Origin of the sequence: Pseudoalteromonas haloplanktis ATCC 14393 (genome assembly GCF_000238355.1) — a bacterium.
Taxonomy (GTDB): domain Bacteria; phylum Pseudomonadota; class Gammaproteobacteria; order Enterobacterales; family Alteromonadaceae; genus Pseudoalteromonas; species Pseudoalteromonas haloplanktis.
This window is the reverse complement of the sequence record NZ_AHCA01000001.1, coordinates 651,498-665,596: the sequence shown is the minus strand read 5'-3', so window position 1 is coordinate 665,596 and position 14,099 is coordinate 651,498. Positions and strand designations below refer to the sequence as shown.

7 protein-coding genes are annotated in these 14,099 nt (G+C 40.9%); 4 read left to right on the top strand and 3 right to left on the bottom strand.

Annotation, left to right across the window (positions count from 1 at the left end; translation table 11 throughout):
* Window positions 1-50 precede the first annotated feature (50 nt).
* Both PHAL_RS0102710 and PHAL_RS0102705 read right to left on the bottom strand, forming a co-directional pair.
* Window positions 51-3,479 (bottom strand): LamG-like jellyroll fold domain-containing protein, encoded by a 3,429-nt coding sequence (locus tag PHAL_RS0102710; RefSeq protein WP_016706874.1) that lies wholly within the window; start codon window positions 3,477-3,479, stop codon window positions 51-53.
* A gap of 294 nt (window positions 3,480-3,773) precedes the next feature.
* Window positions 3,774-4,733 carry a glycoside hydrolase family 43 protein gene (locus PHAL_RS0102705; protein ID WP_016706873.1) on the bottom strand — a complete coding sequence of 320 codons (960 nt, stop codon included), beginning with the start codon at window positions 4,731-4,733 and terminating at the stop codon, window positions 3,774-3,776.
* Between the two features lie 546 nt (window positions 4,734-5,279).
* Between PHAL_RS0102705 and PHAL_RS0102700 the strand changes: the two genes are divergently transcribed.
* From PHAL_RS0102700 to PHAL_RS0102685, 4 genes are all read left to right on the top strand, one after another.
* A complete protein-coding gene (locus PHAL_RS0102700) occupies window positions 5,280-8,132 on the top strand; it encodes a TonB-dependent receptor (RefSeq protein WP_016706872.1) in 2,853 nt (950 codons plus the stop codon).
* Between the two features lie 565 nt (window positions 8,133-8,697).
* Window positions 8,698-10,035 carry an MFS transporter gene (locus PHAL_RS0102695; protein ID WP_016706871.1) on the top strand — a complete coding sequence of 446 codons (1,338 nt, stop codon included), beginning with the start codon at window positions 8,698-8,700 and terminating at the stop codon, window positions 10,033-10,035.
* Between the two features lie 40 nt (window positions 10,036-10,075).
* The gene (locus tag PHAL_RS0102690; RefSeq protein WP_016706870.1) at window positions 10,076-12,532 is read left to right on the top strand and encodes a beta-L-arabinofuranosidase domain-containing protein; all 2,457 of its coding nucleotides are present in this window, start codon (window positions 10,076-10,078) and stop codon (window positions 12,530-12,532) included.
* Between the two features lie 9 nt (window positions 12,533-12,541).
* A complete protein-coding gene (locus tag PHAL_RS0102685; protein WP_016706869.1) occupies window positions 12,542-12,973 on the top strand; it encodes an FKBP-type peptidyl-prolyl cis-trans isomerase in 432 nt (143 codons plus the stop codon).
* Window positions 12,974-13,044: 71 nt separating this feature from the next.
* Here PHAL_RS0102685 and PHAL_RS0102680 read toward each other — a convergent pair whose 3' ends face one another.
* A complete protein-coding gene (locus PHAL_RS0102680) occupies window positions 13,045-14,055 on the bottom strand; it encodes an arabinan endo-1,5-alpha-L-arabinosidase (protein WP_016706868.1) in 1,011 nt (336 codons plus the stop codon).
* Window positions 14,056-14,099 lie beyond the last annotated feature (44 nt).

The window sequence follows — 14,099 nt, the reverse complement described above, 5'->3', positions numbered from 1 at the left end:
TCGGCTTATACAACATTTTTTAATTTGAGGTATACCTCAACAAATAATGCTTACTCAGCGGCTGTTGCAGCATCGAACAATGCTTTTATCGCGTCAGCGTCAATTGCACCACTAAATACTTTTAGCTCATCAATTGCGCCGTTGTATGGTGTATCCCAATAGTTTACACCAAGTGCAAACTCATTGGTTTCACCAGCAACTGTAAATACGCGGGGGAAGCCTGCCGTATCAAGTTTTAGTTCGCCGTTAACGTAGATTTTTAAGGTGTTACCATTACTACCATCTACTGTCATCACTAAATGAGTCCACTCACCTTGTGGGATACGGGTATCAAGTTCACCATTATCAAAGAACGCACCGGAAGTACCCCATAGACGTGTTTTGTTTGTGCCATCCATTGAAGGGACTAAGCTCAACCATGTAGATGAATTTGCACCAGCAAAAAATGCGGTGGTATAACTGGTAAATGCATCAGGTTTTAACCACAATGAAATTGAATAGTCATTGGTGGTGATCAGGTTGTCAGGTAATCTTACCCCTGTAGTGCCATCTAAGTGTACTGCTTGGCCAATAATTCCGTCTGTAAAAGTGACCGCTCCACCTTGATTATCAATACGGTTGCCAGTTGATTTACCTGAACCATAAGCGCCTTCAAGTTCCGCTAAATCACCTTCAAAACTATACTGTGCAGGCGCGAGTGATTTAACCGTGACATCAAAGCTTTTAGTATCTGTAAAACCTTTATAGTTAATTGTTGCAGTAAGTGTCACTATTTGGTCGCCAGCAAGCGCACTTGGTTGATTAACAATGGCTGTGCCATTAACGGGTTTTAAATACTCTTCGTTATTTGATGTCCAGCTAATACCAGACACAAAGGGTCCAACACGCGGTAAGGTAAAGCTTTCACGGATAGCCGTAGTATCACCTAAATCAAGGGCTTCTTTTACAAAGTCTGCAAACTTAGTTGGGTCAGTTAAGTTATTAATTGCCGCAGCATTAATATCTAAGTTACCCAATGCATAGTCATACACAATTAGCTCATCAATTTCACCTTGAAATGGTAAATCCCAGCCATAGTTAACGCCAAGTGCAAAGTTACCAGTTGCATTACTGAAAAAGTCAGCACGGGGCATGGCACCAGCTAAAGCGCCATCACGATAAAATTTAGCTTCACCATTTGCATAGGTAATAGCAACGTGAGTCCAGTCAAGCGGGGCAGGCGTTGCTGAAATAATCTGATTCCATTGTTCAACACCTGCATCATCTAAATATTTACTCCACAACATAGGAGTCGTGGTGAAGTGAGTGTTACCTGGGATCAAGCTCATCCATCTATCTGCGGTTGTTGCTGCAAAGAACGATGGTGTAAAGTCCGTTAATACCGTTGGTTTTAACCAATAAGAAATAGTGTACTGTGCTGTCGTTACTAAGTTATCAGGTAATCTAACCCCTGTAGCACCATCAAAACTAAAGGCTTGACCGCTTTTACCTGCAGCATAAGCTTCAACACCTGCACCTGTGTTTAGTAAGTTATTGTCCGTGGTTGTGGCCGTTGCTAAATTACCTAAATCATCGGTCAGGGCATTTTCAAATGAATAGTGAGCAATCGCATTTTTAAATTCTGGGCGCGCAGTTAAGTTTACCGTAAAGGTCTTACTTGTGGTTTGCCCGTTAAGTTCAATATTAGCTGTTAACACAACGGATTTATTGCCGCGATCAGGGGTGGGGATAAATACGGTACCGTCACTCCCAATGTAATATTCGTCACTACTTTGCCAGCTGATCTGTGCGCCATCTTTAGCAAGTGTAGGTAATGAATAACCTTCATCAGTAATACTTAATTCAGTTTTAATATCTAAAGCTTGCGCAACAGTGGCTAAAATATCATTAGTTGCGGTTATATCATCGACTTTTGTTGCCCATACCGTTGCTCCTTCTGCAGAAACACCCGAAAGGGTAGGGACTAATGCTTTGTTGGCATCATCCCATTGCCATTTTGCTACAGCAAAGTAAGTACCTGACTCTAAAACGAGTTTAATATTGGTATTAGTATCGTCGCTAGGGTACCAAGTTCCTTTATCACTTCCTGTTACTGAGTTATCAGCATTAAGCGCAATATAGGTTGAGCGAATGGCGCTGGTGTTTACAGCAGTACCGTGGTTTATGAATTTGTAGTACCCCTGAATTTCGTCAAGCGCTAACACATTGTCACCATCTAGTGGCACATAGCGTTGAGGTGATAGTACCGGCCAACCAAGTTGGTTGATAAACATTTCATGGCTACGAACTTGGTGCGCTTCAGCATTGTTAGGAAATTCAGATGAACTCAATGGGAAACGAGTATGAGTTACAAATATATGTTTGCCAGTAGCTTCATCATAGTAAGCAGAATTATGCCCTGGTGACTGATAGCCCCAAGCCGGAGTTGTTTCACCAAGCTCTTGAGTATACTCAAAACCACCAATGAGTTTTTCGCCGATTTCAAGGCCAGCAGCGGCAGCAATATCATTGCCAGCGTTATCTAAATAGGGACCTTGTGGCGTTTTTGAGCGTGCCACTCGTACGTTATACCCATCATTTGCAGCAAACCCTGCGACAGAATAAAACAGGTAGTAATAATCACTTTCTGGGCTGTACATGGCAAATGCCCCTTCGATAGCCCTATAGTCACCCCCAACTAACTTAGTTCCGTAACCTTGGCCTGGCAGCGGTTTACCCGTTGTTTCATCCATTGCAAGGACAAATATGCCTCCTGAGTATGAACCGTATACCATCCATAAACTGCCGTCTTTAGCATAAAAGGCTGCGGGATCGATAGCATTAGGATCAACGGCGCCATTCCATGTCGTTTGGCCATTATCAAGGGGGTATGCAGTAAATTCATCAGCACTTCGATAGCCACTGCGTAAAAATACTCCTTGATCAATGTAAGGCCCTTCAATGGTATCAGCTTGAGCCAAGCCTAAATAAGAGCGGTTCCAACACACTTCATCAACCACATCTGGAGTATCTGGGTTATCTTGTGCACAGTGGTTGTAGTAAAACCAATACTTACCATTGGGTGCTTGAACTACATCAGCAGCCCAGTTACCTGTGAAGCCATCAGTCCATTCAATCCCTTCTGATATTTCAGTGGTGTAATTAAAGTCAAAAAGTGGGCTTTCATTTACTGCATTATTAGCAGATAAACTTGAAATCATTTCCCAGTTCATTAAATCGGTTGATTTAGCGGCCGCTAAATGTGAGCCAAAGATATAATAAGTATCATCGACTTTTAAAACTGATGGATCATGTACTGCAACATTAGTTACTGCCACATTCCCATCATCATTAAATTGCACACTGCTATTTAAAGTTGGTTTTGCAGTAACAACGGGTTGCGAAGCTAAAACACCTTCGGGTGCTGAGTTTCCATCTGAGCCACAGCCTGAGACTGCAAAAGCGCAGCTTATTACGACAGCTAGTTGATTAAGTTTCATTGTATGTGTCCTGTTGAATGAGATAGTTATATTTGTTTATTGGTTGATCCGACAAGTACCTATAACTTCTAAAAAAGTTAATTAAACTAATTATTATAATTTTATAATACTAATTTAATTGCACGAATAAATCTATAAACTAACCAAATTGTTAGCTTGCGTTTATGTCACACTTAAATTTATAAATAAAGTAGAGTAAATTCAAACCATTACTTTATTTAAAAGCGATTCTTCAGCTTTAAAGAATCGTTAAATTTGCCGAGCAAGGTTAAATTTACTCGACAAAAATCCGTTTTACTGAGGTTCAACAATGCCTTCAGTGGTCATAATGACGCGTTGTAATGTACCATCTGCATTATAGTAAAGTGGCTCTATAGCGACTGAGCGACGAAACCGTCCACCACTTGGTTTACCGTCTTTTGGTGGCACCGCACCGGTGTGATAAATAAAGTAACTTTTACCTTTAAACTCGATAATTGATTGGTGGTTTGTTTCGCTGTTTCCAGCAATTTCATTGAGTATGCCCTTGTATTGCCATGGGCCCTTGATGCTTTTACTCATTGCATAACAGATTTTTTCTGGGAATTCACACGCATAAGAAACATAGTAATTGTCGTCTTTCTTATGAACCCAAAGGGCTTCAGTAAAGTTGGGTAAGTCGATTGTTTTAATTTCACCATCTAGGCTTAGCAAATCATCGCTGAGCTTAACGTATTTGGGAACGAGATTGCCGAAAAACATGTATGTATCACCGTTTTCTTCGACATAAATGGCGGGATCAATATCATCCCAATCATTAGGTGTATGCTTGGTCATATCGTCGGTGACTAATGCATGACCAATTGCATCCTTGAATGGGCCTGTTGGTGATTTAGATGTCGCAACGCCAATGGCAAAACCAGGTTTGCTTTCATCGTGACGAACTGTGGTAAAGAAGTAAAAAGTGCCATCACGTTCAATCATGTGTGATGCCCATGCATCACCTTTAGCCCATTTAAAGTCGGTGGCTTTCATTATTGGGCCATGTTTTTTCCAATTAACCATGTCAGTAGAAGAAAAAGCCAGCCAGTCATGCATTTCAAAGAATACATCATTGTTTGGCGCTTCATCATGACCTGTGTAAAGGTACACAGTATCTTTATGTACCAGTGCGGCAGGATCTGCTGTAAATTCATCGGTAAATAGCGGGTTTTGCGCCATAGCTAAGCCGCTGGTAAACATAATAGGTAATGCTAGAGAGCTAAATTTAAACATAAAAATCCTCATGGTAATGAAAACAAACGCGCGTTACTTCAAGTAATTAATAGGCGTTTGAGATTAATGCTTAGAATGAGATAAGTCAGTCAAAAAGCTTATTTGTATTATAGTAATTTTATTTATAGTAGCATTAAATTTGAGCACGTAAATAGAATGTTATTGATATAATCCAACATTTACGGCTAAACAAACAAAATTGACCATCATTTCGTTATTATTTATTAATCTTATTTATTGATTATATTGGCTATTTTATTTTTCAGTAGGTATGTGCGGAATTTTTAAAAAAATTAGCATTACGGTGAATAGTAATAATTATTATTTGCCACTTTATGAAAATGACAGACTAAAAGTGCTTTATTGATGTTGACTGTTAAATAATCATACAATATGATTAAAGTCCGGGCAGCAATATATTAACATAATAAAATAGAGACTAACTCAACGTGTTGCCTGGCCATAAGCTCGTTGAAAGGGTCGCTTATCGATTATAAAAATCACACATTTGTAGTCGTGACAAAAATAAACTGGAGAACATCGCTAATGTTTAAACGAACACACACAGCTAGCGCCGTTGTATTGGCTCTTACATGCCAATTATCTTTTGCCCAAGAAGCACAAGAGAATAGCCCCGCAGCAGAAGATGATTCCTTAGAAGTAATTCAAGTTCAAGGTATTCGCGGTAGCTTAAATAAAGCACTTGCAGAAAAACGTTTTAGCACACAAATTGTAGACTCAATTATTGCTGAAGACATTGGTAAGTTTCCTGATAACAATGTTGTTGAAGCCTTACAAAGGGTAACCGGTGTACAAACCACAGGCCGTGGCGCTGGTGAAGTAAGTCAAGTATCAATACGTGGTTTGACCGATGTGCACACCACCGTTAACGGCCGAGATATTTTTACTGGCGCAGGTCGTGATGTCGCGCTACAAGATATTCCGGCGAGCTTATTATCGGGCGTTACAGTTTATAAAACGCGTTCGGCTGATCAGGTAGAGCGTGGTATTGCCGGTTCAATCGATATTAAAACTAATCGTCCTTTTAATTTTGACGGAAAGAAAGTTGTTCTCGCTGCCCGCGGTATTTATTCTGATCAACCGGATAAAGTTGACCCAAATGTGAGTGCATTATTAAGTAACCGCTGGGAACTTGATGGTGGAGGAGAGTTTGGCGCGCTGTTTAATGTGTCGTACTCTGAGACTCATTATCGTGATGACACGATAACAGCAGGTGCTGCATTTCCATTTTTTACCAACAATCCGCAAGCAATGTATTCACCGTATTCGCGTATCCCTGAATATGATTCACTGGGAAATCAAATTTGGGAGCCTGGGCAAGAAAATGGTCTACCAAATACACCAGGTTCTACATTAAATGTTGAGGGTGAGCCAACCGAGTATTTAATCGCTCGTGATGCAATATTTGGCACCTCGTTTACTGGTTTGCGTAAACGCCCAGCGGCTTCTATTTCGTTACAATGGGCACCAGTAGATACGCTAGAAATCACCGCTGAAGGCTTTTACACCGGTTATGAAAATGAGTCTCAAAATGCGATGTGGTTCTCAAATACCTTTGAAAACGGTAACGGTAATATTGATACCCCGACTATTTTTGACGGCACTAATGTAGTTAAAGAAAAGCAAGCAATTGCTGCGGGGGGGTTCCAAAGCGGCGACTTCTCATATGGTAAAACAGACAGCTATTTATATGCACTTGGTGCACAGTGGCAAGCCAGTGATTATTTAACCATTAACACTGAGGTTGTTTATCAAGAAAGTGAGTATGAAACAGACTTCTTTGCCATGCGATTTGATCGTGTTGCACCTGGCCTAGATGTTGATTTTAACGATAATGATGGCGTTCCGGGTATCGCATTTTGGGATGATCCTAATACAGCGGTAAATGAAGCCGATATGGCCGCAATTGGCAACTGGAATGCGGGAACAGTTTATGATAATGGCGGCGGAAGCCGCGGTGACTCAACAACATTTACCTTTGATGCTGAGTACTTAGTCGGTGGTAATTTCTTCGATAAAGTTAAATTTGGTGGCCGTTACGAAAAACGCACCGCTGAAGAGTTTACTCGCGCACAAGACGAAATTATAAGGGATGAAAATAATAGTCCTTTAATTACTTCTGTTTCTAGCTTGATTGAGCAGCTAGGTGCCGCGGGCGCTGCAGGCGATGGCTCAGGTATTGTATTTCGAGTTGATGATTACTTTGATGGCCGAGCCGATGTATTTAATAGTTTTATCACCGCAGATGGTGGCTATATGCTCGATAACGCCAGTGCAGTTCGAAGTGTATATAACTTAGATGCAGAAAATGTTTATAAAACATTTGATATCGAAGAAAACTCGTACGCGTTATACGCCACTACAAATTTTTTCTTAACTGAAAATATCAGTGGTGAGTTTGGTGTGCGTTATGTTGAATATAAACAAGACATGCAATTTACCGCTGAAGTTGGCGCAAATACTAATGTATTTGAGTCAAGTTCTGCTAATGCTGATGTAAGCTCGGTGCTACCGAGCTTAGTATTGAACTGGAACATTACCGATGACCTTGTTGGCCGTGTTTCTTATACTGAAACTCTACGTATGCCAAATTTTGCAGATTTAAATGCGTTGCAATACTGGTTTGATCCACTTACCGAAGGTGCCACTTATGGTACTGGTAATGGTGGTAACCCAGATCTACAGCCAACAGAATCAAAAAATTATGATACTTCATTAGAGTGGTACTTTGCAGAATCGAGTTCATTGTATGGTGCATACTTTAAACGGGAAATTGAAGGCCTTGTTGTACCAGGGCGTAAAACCGTCGTGCGTGAAGGCGACGATGGCGTGACTCGTCCTTATGTTTTGAGTGCACCAGTTAATGCCTCAAATGGTGAGCTATCTGGTTTAGAGCTTGGCCTAGTTTACTTCCCAGAAGGATTACCGGATGTGCTAGAAGGGGTTGGTTTACAAGCAAGTTTTACACTGCTTGATTCATCGCAAGATACCCCAGAGTTTGATCAGGCTGGTAATATTACGGGCTATGTTGATTCAAAAATGGCTGGTGTATCTGATCAGTCTTATAGCGTGGTAGGTATCTATGAACGAGAGTCGTTCGATATGCGTTTATCCTATGTGTGGCGCTCTGAATTCTATACAGGGAACGAAGCTGCAATTTTTGCTAACCCATTACAGTTTTGGAGTCGCCCAGAGCAAAGTTTAGATTTTCAATTTAGCTATGATGTGACAGATGACTTCGTAGTGACATTTGATGCAACCAATATCTTAGATGATGTATATCAAAGTTATTATGGTGAAGGTAACGAGAATATTTATAATTTCGGCAATGGAATTTATTCACGTACCTTTGCAATTGGTGCGCGTTATTCTTTCTAAGCTGTAAAGCAAAGCATAAGCCCCAGTTAAACTTGGGGTTTATGCTTTACGCTATTAATTTATTCGACTTATTTCATCCTGAAGTGTATTACTTGTTAAGTGACCACGCACATTTTTCTGAACTTACTCTGTCAAAAATCTTATAATGAAATAATACCAATCGACTTAAATATTTAACCATTCTAGCGGGCTAAATAAAGCGCTAACTGCGTTATAAATTTTTCATGTACGACTGCATGGATGCAGGAGGTAGAGCAATGCAGGAGCAATTGCCGAGAACAACTACATGTCAAAATTTATGCCTTGTTATCACTGTATTTATCTGTCGCTATAAATGGTCAGTAACTTAACACGATTGGTATAATCACTGTTCAGCGGTCGAAAATAGTTGCGTTCATAATAGTATGATAATACTATCAATGTAATTAGCATTTAATTTACAAAAATAACGAGTGCAGTGGCTGTCATCTGGCATTCTCAAGGCTTAACTAGCTTTGCAGACCTCAGGTTGGCCTTTTTTATTTTAAATAGGCGCTAGCGCTTATTTTAAAAGTTAGGTAGTAGTATGGAAAATCAAAAGTTATCAGTGGTAGAAAAAGTCGGTTTTGGTGCCGGCGATATGGCAGTCAATGTGATGGTTGCTGCGTTATTTTATTTTATGTCGTTTTTCTACACTGACATTTATGGCCTTGACCCTGTTGATATGGGTATCTTATTTTTAGTGGCGCGTTTTGTTGATGCATTTACAGATCCATTAATGGGCGTAATTACAGACAGAGTAAAAACCCGTTGGGGTCAGTTCCGCCATTGGTTCTTATTCTTATCCGTGCCTTATGGTATTGCAATCGTCCTACTATTTACGACCCCAGATTTTGATTACAACATGAAACTAGTATGGGCATACCTTACTTATCTGTTTGCAACGTTAATGTTTACTGGTGTGGCTATTCCCTATATTTCTTATATTGGTGTACTTACCGCCGATCCTAAAGAGCGTTTATCAGCCAATGGTTATCGGATGTTCTTTGCAAAAATAGCGAACGTTATAATTGTCTTCTCTGTGCCGTTATTAGCATCAATGTGGGGCGGTGGCGATATTGCTCATGGTTATAAACTGGCAATGATTTTAGTCTCAACTTGCGGTGTAGCCTTATTTTTATTTTGCTTTTTTACCACGCGTGAGCGTATTACCCATGAACCCCAAACTGAAAGTATTACCACTCAATTTAAAGCTCTACTGAAAAATGACCAGTGGTTATTATTGTGTGCAGCATGTGTGCTTGGCACGTTAGGTTATGCGATTCGCGGCAGTGTGGCTATGTATTACGCTACCTACTATTTAGGCGAGCCGACTCTTGCGGGGGCGTTTACCAGTGCCGGTATTGCAGCTTCAATAGTGTCAATGGTTGCCAGTACTTGGATCACCCAGCGCTATTGCAAAATGAAGCTATTCCGCCAATCACAAATCGCAGTGCTGGTGATTTCTGTTGTGATGTATTTTGCTGTGCAACCCGGTGATGTATACCTTGCGTTTGTTTTATACATTATCCTTTCTTTTGTGGTTGATTTACATGCGCCAGTTTTTTGGTCTGCAATCGCCGAAGCCGTTGATTACGGGGAAATTAAGGATGGGGTGCGTGCTTCAGGTTTGTCGTTTGGTGGTATCTCATTTTGCCAAAAAGCCGGTGGTGGTTTAGCAGGTCTTGCCGGTGGTTTATTACTGGCGTTTTTCGAGTACAAGCCTAATGTCGAACAATCTGAATTTACACTGATGGGCTTGGCGTTAATGCTGACGGTTATTCCTGGGGTTTTCCACGCATTACTTGGGTTTATTTTAAATAAATACAAAATTACCGATCAATACTATACCGAAATGGTGATAAAGCAGCAGCTACCGAAATAACGCGACTAAAAATAATAAGTAAATAATAAGGATTTTGCATATGTTTGTAGCAATAAAAATTCGCTTGCGTCAGTTGGCAAGTGCTTCTGCTATTTTAGTAATGCTAAGTGCGTGCAGCGAGCAAAGCCAGCCTGCAGCGAGTGACGTTTTTAATGCGCAACAAGCTGATAAAACGAGCCAGCAGCAATTATTTGCACTTGATCAAGTAAGTTTAGGGGCAGGTCCCTTTTTACATGCACAACAAACGAATGTGCGTTACTTAATCGCATTACACCCAGATCAGTTACTCGCTCCATACTTGCGTGAAGCAGGTATCGAGCAAAAAGCGCCATCATATGGTAACTGGGAAGACACAGGACTTGATGGTCATATTGGTGGGCACTACTTATCAGCGTTAAGCCTTGCATGGGCGGCCACGGGAGATGAAGAATTAAAGCGTCGTTTAGATTACATGTTAAATGAGCTACAACGAGCGCAACAGGCTAATAACGGTTACTTAGGTGGTATTCCTGATGGTCAAGCAATGTGGCAACAGATACGCAATGGCAATATTAAAGCCGATTTATTTAGTTTAAATGATCGTTGGGTGCCGCTTTATAACATAGACAAAATATTTCATGGTCTTCGTGATGCTTATTTGATTGCAGGCAGTGAGCAAGCAAAAACAATGCTGTTTGATTTAGGCGAATGGTTTTTAAACTTAACGTCTAAGTTAAGCGATGAACAAATTCAACAGATGCTGTATTCAGAATACGGTGGTTTAAATGCGGTATTTGCTGATATGGCAACAATCAGTGATGACAAACGTTACTTAAAACTAGCGCGCCAATTTACCCATAACAGCATTATTGATCCGCTTTTAGAAAAACAAGATAAGCTAAATGGTTTACATGCCAATACTCAAATCCCCAAAATTATTGGTATGTTGAAAGTAGCCGATGCCAGTGACGATCAAGCATGGCAGCAAGGCGCAGATTACTTTTGGCAAACAGTGACTAAAGAGCGCTCAGTGGCCATTGGTGGTAACAGTGTACGTGAGCATTTTCACGATAAAAAAGACTTTACCCCTATGGTTGAAGACGTTGAAGGCCCAGAAACCTGCAACACTTACAACATGATGAAACTTAGTAAGTTATTGTTTTTAAAAACCGCTGATACCCGTTATTTAGAGTACTATGAGCGCGCCACATATAACCATATTTTATCATCGCAGCACCCTGAACATGGCGGTTTAGTGTACTTTACCTCGATGCGTCCTGGGCACTATCGTATGTATTCATCGGTGCAAGATTCTATGTGGTGTTGTGTTGGCTCGGGTATTGAAAATCACAGTAAATATGGTGAGCTTATCTACAGTAAGCATGATGATAGTTTATGGGTAAATTTATTTATTCCAAGTACGCTACAATGGCAGCAACAAGGCTTAAAAGTAACTCAACAAAGTCATTTTCCTGATGCTAATAATATTACGTTAATTATTAATACATTAGACAAAAACTATAATGCCAATGCACAGTTACATATTCGTAAACCAAGTTGGGTTGCTGATGAATTGCAATTTGAACTTAATGGCAAAGCAATCAATGCTATTGCAGAGCAGGGCTATTACACCATCAAACATGACTGGCATGATGGCGACAAATTAACTTTTACTTTAGCGCCAAAGCTGTACACAGAGCAACTGCCGGATGGCCAAGATTATTACGCTGTGTTGTATGGTCCTGTGGTTATGGCTACCAAAGTTCAGGCATTTAAAAATGAACAATTAAATTTTGTGGCAGATAACAGCCGCATGGGCCATATTGCTGCGGGGCCTACGTGTCCACCTGATGCACTGCCTATTATGCTAAGTGAGCCTGAGCAGTTCATTGCTGACTTAAAGCGTGCTCCAAGTGCTGAGCTGGCTTTTACCACAGATAAAAATGTCGCTATTGCTCAGCAGGGCATAGGAAGTACACAAACAACTCAGTTAATTCCGTTCTTTAGGCTGCATGATAGTCGCTATCAAGTTTATTGGCCGCAGCAAAGTGAAGCTGAATTCAGCCAATTTGTAAAAGAGTCAAAAGCAGCAGAACACGCAAAAGAGCAGTTACGATTATTGACGGTTGACCAAATTACACCGGGTGAGCAACAGCCTGAAGTAGAGCATGACTTTAAAGGCGAAAACACCCGCGCAGGCGTGAATAATGGCCACCATTGGCGTGATGCAACAGGCTGGTTTGAATACACATTAGCCAACCCAGATCAGCAAGCAGTGGCACTGCGTATTCGTTACTTTAATGCCGATGTAGGCCGTAAGTTTACCATCACTATTAATGGACAGGTGTTGGCAAAAGTAAGTTTGCCGGCTCAGCAAACTGACACAGAATTTTATAGCATTGATTACCCATTAACTGATGCCATGAAACAAACAAGGTCATTAACTCTGCGTTTTAGCGCCGAGCAGGGCTCTGTTGCCGGTGGTATTTATGGTATTCGCTTAATTAATAATAAGTAGCAGGTGAATATGAGTTTACACCATTACAACGATGTTAATTCTAGAGCCAGTATCGCTCGCTACCCGCTTGCAGAGCAATATATAGCTCAACCGGGCGTGCATGTAACAAGTTCTGGTTTAATGTATCGCATAATTGAGTTTGGCAGTGGTGATTCTCCGTCATGGGATGCCACTGTTAAGGTGCAACAACGTGTGATGACTGCAACAGGGTATGTGCTTTATGATACTCGGCAAATTGAGCAGCTGGCCGAATATGAGATAGCCGAAGCAATCGAAGGCTTACAAGAAGCGTTGATGCTGATGACAAAGGGTAGCCGGTATGAACTCTTGATTTTACCCCATCTTGCCTACGATATTTATAGCACTGTACTCAATGAGTCTTTAGCAACAGATAGTGAGCAGCTTATTTTTATGGATATCAGCTTAATTGACTTTAATTAAGATGCACACTAAGGATTAAAATACAGTATAAAAAACCTGCAACGTGCAGGTTTTTTTTGCGTTACTTAGTGTTACTTTTCAATAAGTTTGGTTTTACGCTTATTCAGATCTTTGCTATCCACCACAGGCCAGTTATCACTCCATGTCATAGGTAGAATACGCAGTTTTTGTAAGCCGTTATCAGCGGTTTCATAGGCATGAAGTACTAAGTAATCTTTACCGTCAAAGGTGTAGGCGGCATTGTGGCCAAGTGCTGCCCAGTCTTTATTGCCTTCAATTACCAGTGAGCCACCGCCTTGATTAAGATCACGCCCTTCTTTATCAAGGTATGGCCCTGCAACGTTTTTACTGCGTCCTACACGGACATTGTAAGTACTGTCTAAACCTTGGCAGCATTTATCAAACGACACAAATAAATAGTAGTAGCCATTCTTTTTGAAGATATAGGGCGCTTCAACAGGGCCGTGCTCGGTGTTTGGACGTGCTGAAATGCTATGCCATTCTTGCGGCTGTGCAATACGTACCATATCATCGTCAAGTTTAACTAATTTAAGACCGCCCCAGAACGAACCAAAACTCATCCACGGCGTGCCGTTATCATCTTCAATTATTGCAGGGTCAATCGCGTTCCAGTTATCGCGCTCAGGCACAGACTGAATAACAATACCGTGATCTATCCATTTATAATCAGGTGATTTAGGGTCTAGGGTTTCGTTAACCGTTACACCAATCGCCGAGGTGTTTTTACCAAACGCAGACACTGAGTAATATAAGTAAAACTTGCCATTTTTTTGATAGATATCGGGGGCCCATAAATGGCCATCAAAACTTGCCGCCACTCGTTTTGCCCAGCTTGGCTCGTCTTTAAATACGCGACCAGTAAGCTGCCACTCTTTCATATCTTTTGATTCGTAATAAGTGATGCCCATACCCGTGCTAAAAACGTAATAAGTGTCACCTTCTTTGGTCATCACCGGATCGTGTACTTCAACTTGTTTAGCCATGGCGTTACTCGCTAAACAAAGTAGTGTACTTACACCGAGTAATTTACCTGCTTGGATGAGTTTTTTTGCATGTTTCATAGTTGCTACCTTTTTTATTTTAATCATTACACTTATTCAGCTAC